The following is a 15,120-nucleotide window of genomic DNA, read 5'->3' as shown; positions in this document are numbered from 1 at the left end:
AGGGCTTTCATGACATTTAAAAGGACTCTTGGGGCATTTTTTATCTCTTTCATGACAAAAAAAAATTGCCCCATGACATTTTTTTACACAAAGAACGACTGCTGTTATAGCTTTGATAGGGAATTTAAGAGATGGAGGACGGAATAGCGTTCCATTTTTAGGCCAATTTACTTTTCAATAAAGAGAAGAGCAGCCACTCGAAAGAAACCAGCTCCATTCTGAAAAGTTCTAATTAAACATGACAAAAACCAAAAACCAAACCACAATGGAAAATTTAGTAACAGAAGATTATTTAGCAGAAGGAACTATAGGAAATGTTGGGATGCCGGGTGCTCCCATTGCTACGTTTAGTTTAATAGTAAAGCCATTGAAGAATTCTGTGACGGGTACCGTTATCATTAAACAAACCGTAGATGATTCTGAAAATGATATAGCCGTTGAGGTTAAAGGAAAAATCAATGTTACGCGATTAGGGCAATTCACAAAAGTAGTCAGTCTGCAAGGAAAGTACAGACAGTCGCTGGAGAAATCGGAGAATGACTCTTTTTTGGCTGATTTTGATGCCTATTTTGCGATTAATAACTGCTGGGACGGAACGGGAGGTTTTTCGTGCCACAATCACCAAATCGAAAATGAACCTGTTGCTTTAGCGGAAAATTTGAAAGAGGAATTTGGTATCAATTAAAAAAGATGCGCCTGATCATTTTACTGCCTGTAATGTGAATTTAAATAAATGTTTTGCTGCTTAATTATATCCCTAAATAAACCAAATCTAAACTGTGAAAAAGATGAAAAAAACAACCACAAAAATTATTGCTGTAGCGTTTACTGCAATAGTAATCCTGTTTTTAGGATGTAAAAAAGAGAAAGGCCTTTTGGCTTCTAATGATTATGAGTATTTACCACAAGATGTAAAAGAAACTTGCACGGTGTCTGAATCCGAGTTTAAGTCTTGGTTCGCTTCAGGTACCGTAACTGAAAACGGATTAGTCAAACCGGCGAACAGTGTATTGTTTCCGAGTAAAAACAATTGTGATTTTTATAAATGGTCGGAGCAAATGTTTTTATGGCTAACGTCTCCGGCTTCAGGAGGATATAACGGAAAAGGAACTGTTTTAGAATCTCCCGTATTTTACAATGTTTCACCTCCTGATTCCTTAAACAAACGTACGCTGACACAACATAAAGCCAATGAAGCGATTCGTGCGGTAAGTAACATTAACCAAAGCGGACCAAACAGATTGCCTATTTTGATCGATAAAAATGGAAGAAGGTTTGAAATTGAAGCAGCGAAAAAAGACGAAAAAGTTAAAAACGACGCTAACAAATTAATCCAGTTCGATCATATTTCGACCAATGCCTCAGGACTACACTCTTTTATTGATACAAAAGGAAAAGTCATCAAAAATCCAAAACCTGTTATAGACAGTAAAATTAACCCGTCTGCTGTGGTACAGGAGTTTAAAATAGGGGCAAAATCGATCTTTCTTGATTCTAAAGGTAGAGAAGTGCAGTCTGAACAAGGACAAGCAGGTTCTCATGGCGCTTTAATGGGAGAAAATAAATCATTAGTATATTATATCACTATGGTTAATGATGTTTACGCTTATTTTTTAACAGGAGTTAACGAGGGTAAATTAAACGGAAATCAATTTCCAACCACAGCCAGTGCGAGAGACAGTATTCTGGCCTATGCAAAAACAAAAGGCTGGGCTGCGCCTCCTGATCCGGATGCTTTGGCAATGGAATTAAAAACGTCATGGGTAGAAGTCAAAGATTTACCAAACGCGGATACTTATGTTACGATAAAAGCGGTAATCCCTACTTATGATAAGTCCAATCCAAAGGTATGGGTTGAAAAGGGGCAAAAAACAACAACATTAGCATTGGTAGGAATGCATGTTGTAGGAAGTGTAGCCGGACATCCTGAAATGGTTTGGGCCACTTTTGAACATGAGAAAAATTCACCAAATGATGCATATGCGTATCGCGACAAACAAAATAATATAAAACAGGTGCGAGCCGATACCGGTAAAGGATGGCTTTTTAATGTCAATGCCAATGATACAACAGGAAATCAAAACTTTCAAAGTATGACTGTTTCAGGTAATACGATTCAGGTAAAAGATACAACGATTAAGACTCCTAATGTAAGAAGAATTATGGCTTGGGGAGTGGCTTCTAATACCGTTCCTAACGGAGAAGATCAAACACCGGCTGATTCCAACAGTGAGATCATTTCCATAAATAATGCCGTTCGTAAGATGTTGGTAGGCAAAGATGTCAGAAAAAATTATCTGTTAATAGGAGCAACATGGACTTTTGGAGGTGCCGCACCAAACGGGAATGTTTACCCCTACGGAGGGACAGCTGACTCAATTCCTAATGGAGATGCAATTGGTACCGGACAGTTGTCTAATAGTACCATGGAAACGTTTGTTCAATCTCCATCAACGGCTTCGACAGACAGCACGGCAATCTCTTGTTTTTCTTGTCATAGTAATAATACTAGTCCTAGTCTGCAACCCAAAATCCTGAGTCATGTTTTCGGTGAAATTATACCGTTATCGTCCTCTAGTAAGAAAAAAATATAAGTGAAATAAAAATGGGATTGTCGCCAAAAAGCGATTGATCACCTAAAACAAGAATGGCAAAAAAAGCGAAGCAACAGTTTCGGTTTTTTTGCTGTTTTTGTCTTTCTAAATAATAAATCTCAAACACCAACAATTAACCTAAAAAAGAAGTATTATGACAACATTTTCATCAAGTCCGAATTTTGCAAATGGTTACCCGACACCGGGACCGCAAGATCCGACACCCCAAAAAGTTTTCGATCATATTTTTTTTCTTTCAGAAACAGATTGGAAAATAGCTCGCGAACAAGAGCATTTTGATTTTATTATAATTGGTAGTGGTTTTTGTTCTTTGGCTTTTGCTGAGCGAACTTTAGCTCAAAACCCAATGTCTAAAATTTTGATTGTAGAAAGAGGGCCTTTTTTCCTGCCGGAACATTTTCAAAATTTACCTATTCCTTATCAACATGTGTTAGGCGGATTGTCAGAAACATTTCCGTGGACACTTTCGAGTAAAACGGCGACACAACCTGCAGGGAATATCCAGTTTCAACACGGAATGATTCCTTTTTTTGGAGGAAGAAGTATTATGTGGAGTGCCTGGTGTCCAAGACCTAAGGAAGAAGAAATGCAATATTGGCCGCAAGAAACTATAGATGCTGCAAAAGCAAATTTTAAATCGGCAGAAATTTTATTAAATGTAGTGCCGGCCGATCAGATCGATAGTGATTTAGATCCTGCCGTTTTAAAACATGTTGCTTTGCAACGCCCTGTGTACGGACTATTGCAAACCGAGCTTCAGGAAATGTTGGCTGCTAATTTAGGGAAAGTGACTTCAGCAACCAGAAGTATGGCAGCGCCTTTGGCAGCGGGGTCAGGGGTACAGGAAGGTTTGGATTTTGCTAAATTCTCTACCCCATCTGTAATGTTGGATCTTGCCATAAAACAATCTGATTTAAGTAAAAAAGGAGAGGGAAGTCCGCTGCAAATGGTAGGTAATTGTATTGTAAACCGCATTCATCAGCAAGACGGGGTTGCCACCGCTTTAGAAACTTCCAGAGGAATGGTAAATGTAGGTAATGCTAAAGTGATTTTGGCAATGGGAACACTTCCTCCGGCTACGTTGATCTTAAATTCTTTTCCTCAGGTAAAAAAAGCAGGAGAACGTTTTACGGCACATTTCATTACCTCTGTAGTAGCACGTATTCCGCGTAAAGATTATGATTTTGCGAATCAATTAAGTGAATTGGAATTAGCGGCGATCTATATGGCAGGCGTAAATAAAGAAAGTGGTATGCAATATCACGTACAACTTTCGGTTCTTTCAGATAAAAATCCGCTTAAGAATGCTCAGAAAGCAGCTCGTTATATGCCGGATGTTGTCGCTACTGCGTCTATGGCACAGCTTACAAGTTCTGAGGATTATTTGGTATTTGTATGTGCAGTACTGGGCGAAATGGATTTCAGAAATCCGGAGAATTACTTGCGTCTTAACGGACAATCTGATCCTACAACAAATGTAACGTTGCAGGCGGTAGCCGGTGAAATAGATTTGCAGACTTGGGATACCATGGATCATGGGACTTTTCAGATGTTAGAAGAAGCTTTATCACCAAAGGGGCACGCTGCCGTAGAATATTGGCACGGTAATGCAGATGAAGGAGTCTGGATGAGTGAGCACCCACCGGTTAAACAACGTAGAGTGGGCGGATTGGTTCATGAAGGTTCAAGTCTTTGGATTGGCAAAGGAGACGAAGGAGTTGTTGGTTTGGATTATCGTCCAAACGGTGTTGAGAATGTCTATGTGACAGGAGGAGCACTTTGGCCTGCAAGTGGTTCGTGGAATCCAACAATGACTATGGTTGCACTAGCTCAGGATTTGGCAGATAATTTGCACCAGGAGTCCCATATTAAGGTTAAAAGCGAATCTAAAACTTTTGTTTCAAATTAATTATGGAAAATCAAACCTTAAACGAACTCGATACCGATATAAATAATATACCATTAGATACTATTCCTGCCATGACAGTAGGAGATGTACTCGATAAAACAGATGGTGTATATTTTTGTATCAAGAATCACGATGCTGTCTTTTTGTGGGTCAATAAAGATTTTGCAGATTTATTAGGGCAAAAGCAAGAAGACCTGATCGGGACCAGAGATAGTCGTGCCGCACATGTGGCCCATGACAAAGAGGTGATGGAAAGTGGTATCCCATTATTGAATTACTATGAGACCATTGAAATAACCGAGCCAGACGGATCAGTTGCCGATTTAGAAATTGTTACTCAAAAAGGGCTTTTACGGAAGAAAGGTGGCGACGAAATTATAGGAATCACCGTGTGTTTTTCTAAACGATTTCCTAACGCCAATATCGAGGCCGATCGATTGATTCGAAAGTTAAATATGGTTCCCACAGGAATCGGAGGGTATTTAGCCCATGGACCCGAAAGTGATATCATCCTCCCGGAAGCAGCTTTACCGAAACGTTTTGATGGTGATCGCAGAGCTTATTCTACCAATTATTTTCTTTTAAAAGAAGGTGAGGTGCTTAAAATTCATGCCTTGAATCAAGATGAGCAATGGTTTTTCCATCAGGGAAGCGCAATCAAACTGCATATTTTCTCAGAAGAGGGCGTTTATTCTACGGTAACTTTTGGCAGTGATCTCGATCAGGGACAACTTCTAATGGGAGCTGCACCGCATAACCATTGGTTTGGTGCCGAATTAGTAGGCCCGGGTTATGCCTTATCAAGCTGTAGTCTGGCTCCTGCCTGGGACAAAAGTGATAGTTTTCTTCCTACTCCCGAACAAATTGAAATGCTTAAAATTAAATTTCCGGAGCAAGTTGAAATCATTAATAAGCTTCAGTAAAAGCATAAAAAAACGGAGCTATTCGCAATAGCAAACAGCTCCATTTATAGTAGTATAAATCAAAACCGAAGCAATTGCTTCGGTTTTTTAGTTATCTTTTGTCTTCCTTGGAATAATTAGATTCTCCATCAAGAGGGATAGGATTTCCTAAAAAATGAGGTTCGCGATTTCTCAGAACATCAAAAAAGGATTTCACTATAGAAATACATTCTCTAAATCGGACATATTTATAGCCGCTATATTCCCCTTTGTTTGCAGAGAAACCAATTGATTTTACACCAAGTTTGTTTCCAATGTAAATGGCTCTGTTTAAATGGTATTCCTGAGAGATTAAAGTCGCTTTTTCAACTTTAAAAATATGCTTCGCTCTATACATCGTCGAATACGTATCGAAACCGGCATAATCAACAAAAATTTTAGTTGTATCAACACCGTTTCTATAACAGTACTTTTTCATGACCGTTAATTCATCATATTCGTCACGTCCATTGTCACCCGAAAGTAAAATTTTGCTAATTCTTTTGGTTTTGTACAGTAGAATTCCGGCATCAAGTCTGTCCTTTAAATATTTACTTGGCTGATCACCATTAATTCCCGCACCAAAAACAATTCCAATGTCGTTTTTTGGTAATTTTTCTAAAGAGTGGTAAATAAGTGGTTCTGTAGTTGATTTTACATAGTAATTAACAGAGATAATCGCAACCAATCCTATAAGAGAAAGGTAAAGGAATAGTTTAAAATACTTTTTCAAGAGTAGCTATTTTTTAATATTAAAATTTCAGTCACAGCCTTAAACTGTGACTGAAAACGGAGAACTTTTTAAAGCAATCCCGCACGTTTCAATAAAGCTTCAGGTTTTGGTTCCTGACCTCTGAAACGTTTGTATAAAAGCATCGGGTGTTCAGTTCCTCCTTTTGAAAGTACGTTTTCTTTGAATTTTGAAGCGACTTCAGCATTAAAGATTCCTTTTTCCTGAAAATATTCAAAAGCATCTGCATCTAATACTTCGGCCCATTTGTAACTGTAATATCCGGAAGAATAACCGCCTTGGAAAATATGTGAAAAAGCGGTACTCATTGCATTTTCTTTTACTTCAGGATACAATTTGGTATCGGCAAATTGTTCCGTTTCGAAAGCTTTCAGATCCGTAATGTTGGTCGGATCTTGTCCGTGCCAAGCCATATCTAATAATCCAAAACTCAACTGACGTAAAGTAGCTAATCCTTCCTGAAAACTGGCACTTTCTTTTATTTTTTGAACATATTCAATCGGGATAATTTCACCCGTTTCGTAATGATTTGCGAACAAAGCCAAAGCTTCCGGTTCGTAACACCAATTCTCCATAATCTGACTTGGTAATTCTACAAAGTCCCAAAAAACAGAAGTTCCGGACAGACTTGGGTAGGTGGTGTTGGCCAACATTCCATGTAACCCGTGACCAAATTCGTGGAATAAAGTCGTTACTTCATTAAAAGTAAGTAAAGAAGGTTTAGTTTCTGTTGGTTTAGTGAAATTACAAACATTAGAAATGTGTGGTCTTTCATTTACATCATCTTTTACATATTGCGATTTGAATGAGGTCATCCAGGCACCGTTTCGTTTTCCTTTTCTTGGGAAAAAATCCGCATAGAAAATCGAAACTAAGTTATTTTCAGCGTCTGTTACTTCATAAGTGGTAACTTCTTCATGGTATTTGTCAATATCAAAAACTTCTGTAAAGGTTAATCCGTATAGTTTTTCGGCAACGATGAAAGCTCCGTTTAATACTTTTTCTAACTGGAAATAAGGTTTTAGCTTTTCATCATCTAAGTTGAAAAGTTGTTGTTTTAATTTCTCAGAGTAATAAGAGCCATCCCATTTCTCCAATTCTTCAATTCCGTCCAGTTCTTTTGCAAAAGCCGTTAATTCTGCAAACTCTTTTTGAGCGGCAGGTTTTGCTTTCGCTAATAAATCGTTTAAGAAAGTAAAAACTTTTTCCGGGCTTTCTGCCATTCTTTCTTCCAGAACAAAATGAGCGTGTGTTTTATAACCTAACAAATTGGCTCTTTCGAAACGTAATTTGGCTATTTTTAAAACATTCTCCTGATTGTCAAATTCGTTACCCTGAAATGCTTTTGCGCCAAAGGCAATGGCCATTTTTTTACGCAATTCGCGATTGTCAGCATAAGTCAAAAACGGAATATAACTTGGGTGATCTAAAGTAAATATCCAACCTTCTTTCTCCTGACTTTTAGCCAGTGATCGGGCTGCTTCAATAGTTCCTTCCGGTAATCCGGCTAAGTCACTTTCATTTGTTAAATGCAATTCGAAGGCATTGGTTTCTGCCAAAACATTTTCGCCAAATTGTAAACTTAATTTAGAAAGTTCTTTGTCGATTTCGCGTAATTGCTCTTTTTTATCTTCGGCTAAGTTGGCTCCGTTTCTGGAGAAACTTTTATATTTTTTATCTAAAAGTGTCGTTTGTTCCGGAGTTAGATTCAAACTTTCTTTTTGATCATAAACTGCTTTTACTTTAGAAAATAAAGCGGCGTTTAGCGTAATGTCGTTTCCGAAATCTGATAATAAAGGCGAAACTTCCTGAGCGATTTTTTGCATTTCGTCATTCGTTTCAGCCGAATTTAAATTGAAGAAAATACTCGAAATACGATCCAAAATGTCACCGGAATATTCCAATGTAAGAATCGTGTTCTCAAAAGTGGGTGTTTCGGGATTGTCTACGATCGCATCAATTTCGGCTTTGGCCTGAGCAATTCCTTCCTGAAAAGCAGGGAAATAATCTTCGATTTTGATTTGCGAAAACGGTGCTGTATTATGTCTGGTGTTGAAATATTGTGTTAAGATACTCATAGTACGATTTGATATTTGTTACACAAAGATTCACAAAGCCAACACAGAGATGCACAAAAAATAGATTCTAGGATAAGTTTAAAATGTTTTAGTGTGTCTCTGTGTTGGCTTTGCGTGTCTCTGCGGAATTTATTTTTTTAAACCCTCAGCAGCTTTATTAACGGCAGCTTTAAGTTCTTCTTTGTAAGAGATAATAGTCTCAAGAACCGCTTTGTCGTGACTTCCGATGATTTGTGCGGCCAGAATTCCGGCATTTTTTGCTCCATTTAGGGCAACTGTCGCCACAGGAACTCCACCCGGCATCTGAAGAATAGACAATACGCTATCCCATCCGTCAATAGAATTACTTGATTTTACAGGAACTCCAATTACAGGTAACGGTGACATTGAAGCAACCATTCCCGGTAAATGTGCTGCACCACCTGCTCCGGCAATAATCACCGAAATACCGCGAGTGTGCGCATTTTTACTGAAATCAAATAATTTTTCCGGCGTTCTGTGTGCCGAAACAATATCAACTTCTACTTCTATATTAAATTGTTTTAGTATGTCGATGGCATCCTGCATGACTGGCATGTCTGAGATACTTCCCATTATGATAGCTACTTTGCTCATGTGTTTTGTTTTTTTGTTGTGTTTTAAGTTAAAAGTTTCATGTTTCACGTTTCATGTTTCACGTTTTAGAGTGTAACTGAAAACTGCGACTGTTTTTTTGTTTCAAGTTTCAGACTGCGACTGCGACTGTGACTGAAAACTGCGACTGTATACTTTTTTTAACTAATAACCTTAATAGTATTCTTAACATCCTCTGCAATTCGTCTTGCCTCGGTCATGTCTTGATTTACAATCGTAACGTGTCCCATTTTTCTAAACGGGCGTGTTTGTTTTTTACCGTAAATATGCGGTGTAACACCATTCCAACCTAAAATGGTTTCGATATTTTGGTAGACAACGTCTCCTGTGAAACCTTCTGCTCCGACTAAATTTACCATTACTCCGGCAACTTTACTTTCTGTATCTCCCAATGGAAGATCTAAAATGGCACGTAAATGATTTTCGAATTGGGAAGTATAACTGGCTTCAATAGAATAATGACCGGAATTGTGCGGACGCGGAGCGACTTCATTTACCAGGATTTCATCTTCGTTAGTTTGAAACATTTCGACCGCTAAAAGTCCAACGTGATTGAATTTTTCAGAAACATTCAAGGCAATCGCTCTGGCTTTTTCCGCTACTTTTTCATCAATACGGGCAGGACAGATTACGTATTCTACCTGATTGGCTTCGGGATGAAATTCCATCTCCACAACCGGATATGTTTTTATTTGACCGGACGGATTGCGACAAACAATAACCGCCAGTTCATTTTTGAATGGAATCATCGTTTCTGCAATACATTCTACATTTGGTAAAGAGTCCAGATCGGTACTTTTGCGAATCACTTTTACGCCATTTCCATCATATCCAAATTCAGTACATTTCCATACAAATGGTAATGTCAGATCGTTGATTTTTGATTTTAGACTTTCCAGATTCTCAAATTTTTCAAAAGGAGCTGTTGGAATATGGTTTGCGGCATAAAATTCTTTTTGAATTCCTTTGTTTTGAATTCCTTTTAAAGTTTTTGGAGAAGGGTAGATTTTTAGACCTTCATTTTCTAATTGTGTTAAAGCTTCCAGATTAACCAATTCAATTTCGAAAGTTAAAACATCAACCAGTTTTCCAAAATTGTACACCGTTTCATAGTCCATTAAATCACCTTTGAAAAATTGGTTGCAGGCAATTTTACTGGGTGCTTCGTCACTCGGATCTAATACATAAGTTTGTATGTCAAATTTTCGGGTATCAAATAACAGCATCTTGCCCAATTGTCCACCACCTAAAATTCCTAATTTAAAATCAGAAGAAAAATAATTCATTGTTGTGTGTTTGTGATGCGCAAAGATACTTTATAATGCTTGAATAGGAAAACGCTATTTTATTTTCGTTAAAACTTCTCTGGCAACGGCTTTATAGGCCGCCGAATGTGCTGCATAATCCTTGTTTAGAATGATTTGCAGTTCCGGATGAATCCAGTCGTGATGGTTTCCTAAAACGTATAAAGTTCTGATGGAGTAGGCTTTTGCGGCTACTTTTGTGTCGTTTATAAGCCAGTCAAAAGAGGCTTCGATACAATCCTGAAGGTTTTCTTCTGAAAGTAAAATGCTGTTTTCGTTTTTCTTATAATGTGATTTTACTAAAAGCTGAACGATTTTTGCAATGGGACGAATCGCACTTTCGTCTTTTAAGATTTTAAGATTCGAACAGAAAAAATCAAGATGGGATTGCAGCCAGATCAATTCTTCGTAAGAGACAAACTCTAAAATCCAACACGCTTTATGGTTGTTTTTGTCAAGAGGAGAAAAGCAGATAGAAAGCAATTCTTTGAATTGATCCTTGTTTTCTAAAACGTCCTGTGCGATTTTAAGCCGGTTTTCCCGGTAAGCTTTTAAATAGTTAAGTTTTAATTGGAGTTCAGAGGACATTTGTTTGGGTTTTAAATACGCAACTAAAATAGGTAATTTAGTGAGAATATCTCATAAAATTTGTAGGAATATCAGTCTAATGAGGTGAAGGCAAAGCAGTATCGATTATTGTACTATTAGATTGAAGTCAGGAAGCACGTTTTTTAGTCGCAATCAAGTCGTCATCGGGAGAAAATTTACAGGTTTCTGAGTTCGGTGTTTAGGTCTTTTATGAGGTGTTATGGTTTTAGATTTTACTTAAGGTTTTGAAGAGTAATCGTTTAATCGGAATCGAAATATTTCGAACTTAAAATTTGTAATTGGTAGGGGATGTTAAACAATCTGAAAAAAATTAACTCACCGTGTATTTTGATACTGTCCTTTGGTTGTAATTCTGTATCTTTGCGCATTATTTTAAATATGAAAATAATGATACAACTTCACGATAAACAATTTGTTCCGTTTATTTCGGCAAAAGAAATTGATTTTGCTTTAACGAAAATAGTTGCCCAAGTAGAAGATGATTTTGGAGATGATACGCCAATTTTTATTGGGGTTTTGAATGGCGCATTTATGGTTGTGGCCGATTTTCTGAAAAAATATAAAAGCCCATGCGAAGTTTCATTTATCAAAATGGCCTCTTATGAAGGGACAGAATCAACAAATTCTGTGAAACAAATAATAGGAATTAATCAGGATTTGACGGGCAGAACCGTAGTGCTTATCGAAGATATCGTGGATACAGGAAACACGATTGAAGAATTAAAAGCACTGTTTAAAGCACAAAATGTAAAACATTTTAAGATTGCCACTTTGTTTTTTAAACCTGAAGCTTATAAAAAAGACATTAAGATTGATTATGTCGGGATCAGGATTCCGAATAAGTTCATTGTTGGTTATGGTTTAGACTACGACGGTTTAGGAAGAAACCTGCCAGAAGTATATAAACTAGCCGAATAAATTTTAAAACACAAACACACAACTATATATTCATTTTAAACTTCTTTGAAAATAAGAAGTCAAGCAACACTCACACTTATTATGATTAACATTGTTTTATTTGGAAAGCCTGGAGCGGGAAAAGGAACTCAGGCAGAATTTTTAAAAGAAAAATACAAATTAACACATCTTTCAACCGGAGATATTTTTCGTTTTAATTTAAAAAACGATACAGATTTAGGTAAAAAAGCAAGAGTTTTTATGGATAATGGAGAGTTGGTACCTTGCGAAGTAACAACTGCAATGTTAATTGACGAAGTGAAAAAACATCCGGATACTGCGGGATTTTTATTCGACGGTTACCCGAGAACGCTAGATCAGGCGGAAGCTTTAGATAAATTTTTGCCAACAATTAATTCAAGCGTAACAGCGACAATTGCGTTAGAAGCGGATGATGAAATTTTGGTAGCTCGTTTGTTGGAAAGAGGAAAAACAAGCGGAAGAGTGGATGATCAGGACGAAGAGAAAATTCGCGTGAGATATCAGGAATACAATGAAAAAACAGCTCCATTAATTGGATATTATAAAACACAGAATAAGTTTCATGCGGTAAACGGTATTGGAACTATCGAAGAAATTACAGAACGATTAACGTCAGTTATAGATAATTTGTAGAAGCTTTTTCCGGCTGTCGTTACATCCCGAGGGTTATTGGGATATAAAAAACTATTTTTCCATACCATAAAATGAGCTTCTTCGGGTTGCTGTTTTTTGGGAGGAAAAATTAGTTTTTTTTAGCTTTTAGCTTTTGACTTCCGGATGGTAACACAGGTGAACTGTAAATTATTATTTTAACGACTATTAAATAACGAATCAATTACAAATTGGAAATACTAATAATATTTTTTCTAATTCTATTAAATGGAGTTTTCTCCATGTCTGAGATTGCATTGATCTCAGCAAGGAAAAACAGATTGGAGACTGCAGCAAAAAAAGGGAATAAAAGTGCCAAAATAGCGCTGGATCTGGCCAATTCTCCAAATAAATTTTTATCAACCGTTCAAATCGGAATTACCTTAATCGGAATTTTGACCGGTATTTATTCGGGTGATAAAATCACGATGGATGTTGAAATTTTTGTAAGTGGATTTGGAGTTTTAAAACCATATGCGCATTCTGTCGCAGTTGGTATTGTAGTAGTTGTTTTGACTTTTTTCTCTTTGGTTTTAGGAGAATTATTGCCAAAACGAATCGGGTTAAATTATCCTGAATCTATTGCGAAAATGGTAGCAATGCCAATGAAAATAGTCTCGATTATTACAGCGCCGTTTATTTGGTTGTTGACATCATCTACCGATTTTCTGTTGAATGTTTTACAAATTAAACCCACAGCAGACGGGAAAGTTACAGAAGAAGAAATTAAAGCGATTATTAAAGAAGGAACCGAAGGCGGAGAAGTTCAGGAAATTGAACAGGATATCGTGGAGCGTGTTTTTCATATTGGTGACCGAAAGGTAAATTCGTTAATGACACACCGTAAATCGGTAGACATGTTGCCCTTAAATGCAGATAAAGCCAAAATAAAAGAGCTAGTTTTGCAGGACTTGCACACAGTTTACCCGGTATATAGTGACAACTACGATGATATTGTCGGGATAGTAACGCTGAAAAATATTTTTGCCAATATCGAAAGCGATCATTTTGATTTAGCGGCAATTATGATTGAAGCTCCTTATTTAATGGAGCAAACAACAGCTTACAAGGCATTAGAGAATTTCAAAAAAACAGGAATTCATTATGCTATGGTTTCAGATGAATATGGTGTTTTTCAAGGTATAATTACCTTAAATGATATATTAGAAGCCTTAGTTGGTGATGCGTCTGATTTTTATAAAGACGAATTCCAATTAATAGAAAGAGAAGACGGTTCATGGATGGTAGACGGACATTATTCGTTACACGATTTCTTGACTTATTTTGAGCTGGACGAATTAACAAACGATTACGAGGTAAATACCGTGAGCGGAATGATTATGACGGAGCTTTCTCATATTCCAAAAGAAGGGGAGAAATTAATCTGGCAAAAATTTGTTTTAGAAGTCATCGATATGGATGGCGTAAAGATTGATAAAGTGCTGGTGAAAGCGCTAAAAGAGTAAAGAGAATTTGTTTCAGGTTTTATTCTGTTTCAGATTTCAAGTTTAGTGTGATATACCAACTTGAAACCTGAAACTTTAAACTTTAAACTATACATAAACAAAAAGAAAATAGTTTTCAGTTTCAGTTTTCAGTCACATTTGTGCTGAAAACTGCGACTGCGACTGAATACTAAAAACAATGACAGAGGGAAATTTTGTAGATTATGTTAAGATATATGTTTCTTCCGGAAAAGGAGGGAAAGGATCTACACATTTACATAGAGAGAAATTTATTGAAAAAGGAGGTCCGGACGGTGGTGACGGAGGACGTGGTGGACACGTATATTTAGTGGGTAACAAAAGTCTTTGGACATTGTTTCACCTAAAGTTCGCGCGACACGTAAAAGCAGGTCACGGTGGTGATGGAGGAGGAGATCGTAGTACCGGTGCCGACGGAGATGATAAATTTATCGAAGTACCTTTAGGAACTGTTGTAAAAGATAAAGAAACGGGAGAAACCCTGTTTGAAATTACCGAAGACGGAGAAAAAAGAATCCTTTCTAAAGGAGGAAAAGGTGGTTTAGGGAACTGGCACTTTAGAAGTTCAACCAATCAGACTCCAAGATACGCACAACCTGGTTTACCGGGAGTAGAAATGGATGTTATTCTGGAACTTAAAGTTTTGGCTGATGTTGGTTTAGTTGGATTTCCTAATGCAGGAAAATCGACTTTATTGTCTGTACTGACTTCTGCAAAACCAAAAATTGCAGATTATCCGTTTACGACTTTGAAACCCAATTTAGGAATTGTGGCGTACAGAGATTATCAATCTTTTGTAATTGCCGATATTCCGGGAATTATTGAAGGGGCTGCTGAAGGAAAAGGATTAGGTCATTATTTCTTGCGTCATATCGAACGTAACTCAACATTACTGTTTTTGGTTCCTGTTGATACACCGGACATTAAAGCGGAATACGATATTTTGGTAAACGAATTAACAAAATACAATCCTGAGATGTTGGACAAAGAACGTCTTTTAGTGATTTCAAAATGCGATATGCTGGATGATGAACTTAAGGCGGAATTAAAAACAGAATTAGACGTTGCTTTCAAAGATATTCCTTATATGTTTATCTCTTCTGTGGCACAACAAGGCTTAACAGATCTTAAAGATAAACTTTGGAAGATGTTGAATGACTAAAAAGTAATACACTATTTAAAAGGTGTTCTGGAAACAGAACACCT

13 protein-coding genes are annotated in these 15,120 nt (G+C 37.1%); 8 read left to right on the top strand and 5 right to left on the bottom strand.

Annotation, left to right across the window (positions count from 1 at the left end):
* The first annotated feature begins 265 nt into the window (after window positions 1-265).
* From ACHRV5_RS18520 to ACHRV5_RS18505, 4 genes are all read left to right on the top strand, one after another.
* Window positions 266-685, top strand: coding sequence for a DUF1842 domain-containing protein (locus ACHRV5_RS18520; protein WP_395427749.1), 420 nt, complete (start codon window positions 266-268; stop codon window positions 683-685).
* A gap of 103 nt (window positions 686-788) precedes the next feature.
* A complete protein-coding gene (locus tag ACHRV5_RS18515; protein ID WP_395427748.1) occupies window positions 789-2,594 on the top strand; it encodes a hypothetical protein in 1,806 nt (601 codons plus the stop codon).
* Between the two features lie 154 nt (window positions 2,595-2,748).
* Window positions 2,749-4,524, top strand: coding sequence for a GMC oxidoreductase (locus ACHRV5_RS18510; RefSeq protein ID WP_395427747.1), 1,776 nt, complete (start codon window positions 2,749-2,751; stop codon window positions 4,522-4,524).
* 2 nt (window positions 4,525-4,526) lie between these two features.
* Window positions 4,527-5,447 (top strand): cupin domain-containing protein, encoded by a 921-nt coding sequence (locus ACHRV5_RS18505; protein ID WP_395427746.1) that lies wholly within the window; start codon window positions 4,527-4,529, stop codon window positions 5,445-5,447.
* Between the two features lie 91 nt (window positions 5,448-5,538).
* Here ACHRV5_RS18505 and ACHRV5_RS18500 read toward each other — a convergent pair whose 3' ends face one another.
* From ACHRV5_RS18500 to ACHRV5_RS18480, 5 genes are all read right to left on the bottom strand, one after another.
* Window positions 5,539-6,198, bottom strand: coding sequence for a vancomycin high temperature exclusion protein (locus ACHRV5_RS18500; protein ID WP_395427745.1), 660 nt, complete (start codon window positions 6,196-6,198; stop codon window positions 5,539-5,541).
* Between the two features lie 68 nt (window positions 6,199-6,266).
* Window positions 6,267-8,294 (bottom strand): M3 family metallopeptidase, encoded by a 2,028-nt coding sequence (locus ACHRV5_RS18495; protein ID WP_395427744.1) that lies wholly within the window; start codon window positions 8,292-8,294, stop codon window positions 6,267-6,269.
* Window positions 8,295-8,423: 129 nt separating this feature from the next.
* Entirely contained in the window at window positions 8,424-8,909 is a 486-nt protein-coding gene (gene purE / locus ACHRV5_RS18490) for a 5-(carboxyamino)imidazole ribonucleotide mutase (protein WP_047774357.1), read from the bottom strand.
* Window positions 8,910-9,067: 158 nt separating this feature from the next.
* Window positions 9,068-10,213 (bottom strand): 5-(carboxyamino)imidazole ribonucleotide synthase, encoded by a 1,146-nt coding sequence (locus ACHRV5_RS18485; RefSeq protein WP_395427743.1) that lies wholly within the window; start codon window positions 10,211-10,213, stop codon window positions 9,068-9,070.
* 54 nt (window positions 10,214-10,267) lie between these two features.
* Entirely contained in the window at window positions 10,268-10,819 is a 552-nt protein-coding gene (locus ACHRV5_RS18480; protein WP_395427742.1) for a hypothetical protein, read from the bottom strand.
* A 408-nt stretch (window positions 10,820-11,227) separates the two neighbouring features.
* On the opposite strand from ACHRV5_RS18480, the gene hpt reads away from it, so the two are divergent.
* From hpt to obgE, 4 genes are all read left to right on the top strand, one after another.
* Window positions 11,228-11,758 carry a hypoxanthine phosphoribosyltransferase gene (hpt, locus tag ACHRV5_RS18475; RefSeq protein ID WP_047774499.1) on the top strand — a complete coding sequence of 177 codons (531 nt, stop codon included), beginning with the start codon at window positions 11,228-11,230 and terminating at the stop codon, window positions 11,756-11,758.
* Between the two features lie 81 nt (window positions 11,759-11,839).
* Complete coding sequence (locus ACHRV5_RS18470; RefSeq protein WP_230003428.1) at window positions 11,840-12,412, top strand: adenylate kinase; 573 nt, start codon at window positions 11,840-11,842, stop codon at window positions 12,410-12,412.
* A gap of 209 nt (window positions 12,413-12,621) precedes the next feature.
* Window positions 12,622-13,896 carry a hemolysin family protein gene (locus tag ACHRV5_RS18465; protein WP_082210587.1) on the top strand — a complete coding sequence of 425 codons (1,275 nt, stop codon included), beginning with the start codon at window positions 12,622-12,624 and terminating at the stop codon, window positions 13,894-13,896.
* A gap of 178 nt (window positions 13,897-14,074) precedes the next feature.
* Complete coding sequence (obgE, locus tag ACHRV5_RS18460) at window positions 14,075-15,076, top strand: GTPase ObgE (protein WP_047774347.1); 1,002 nt, start codon at window positions 14,075-14,077, stop codon at window positions 15,074-15,076.
* The last annotated feature ends 44 nt before the right edge of the window (window positions 15,077-15,120 follow it).

The organism is Flavobacterium sp. FlaQc-52 (genome assembly GCF_044007495.1).
In the GTDB taxonomy this organism is placed as follows: Bacteria; Bacteroidota; Bacteroidia; order Flavobacteriales; family Flavobacteriaceae; genus Flavobacterium; species Flavobacterium cupriresistens.
Note: the sequence above shows the minus strand (reverse complement) of the source record. Positions and strands in the feature narration are given on the sequence as shown.

Coding starts and splice junctions, on each gene's coding strand:
- ACHRV5_RS18520 (WP_395427749.1), top strand. CDS start 266: ATGGAAAATTTAGTAACAGAAGATTATTTAGCAGAAGGAACTATAGGA.
- ACHRV5_RS18505 (WP_395427746.1), top strand. CDS start 4,527: ATGGAAAATCAAACCTTAAACGAACTCGATACCGATATAAATAATATA.
- ACHRV5_RS18485 (WP_395427743.1), bottom strand. CDS start 10,213: ATGAATTATTTTTCTTCTGATTTTAAATTAGGAATTTTAGGTGGTGGA.
- obgE (WP_047774347.1), top strand. CDS start 14,075: ATGACAGAGGGAAATTTTGTAGATTATGTTAAGATATATGTTTCTTCC.
- purE (WP_047774357.1), bottom strand. CDS start 8,909: ATGAGCAAAGTAGCTATCATAATGGGAAGTATCTCAGACATGCCAGTC.
- ACHRV5_RS18510 (WP_395427747.1), top strand. CDS start 2,749: ATGACAACATTTTCATCAAGTCCGAATTTTGCAAATGGTTACCCGACA.
- ACHRV5_RS18470 (WP_230003428.1), top strand. CDS start 11,840: ATGATTAACATTGTTTTATTTGGAAAGCCTGGAGCGGGAAAAGGAACT.
- ACHRV5_RS18515 (WP_395427748.1), top strand. CDS start 789: ATGAAAAAAACAACCACAAAAATTATTGCTGTAGCGTTTACTGCAATA.
- ACHRV5_RS18480 (WP_395427742.1), bottom strand. CDS start 10,819: ATGTCCTCTGAACTCCAATTAAAACTTAACTATTTAAAAGCTTACCGG.
- hpt (WP_047774499.1), top strand. CDS start 11,228: ATGATACAACTTCACGATAAACAATTTGTTCCGTTTATTTCGGCAAAA.
- ACHRV5_RS18495 (WP_395427744.1), bottom strand. CDS start 8,294: ATGAGTATCTTAACACAATATTTCAACACCAGACATAATACAGCACCG.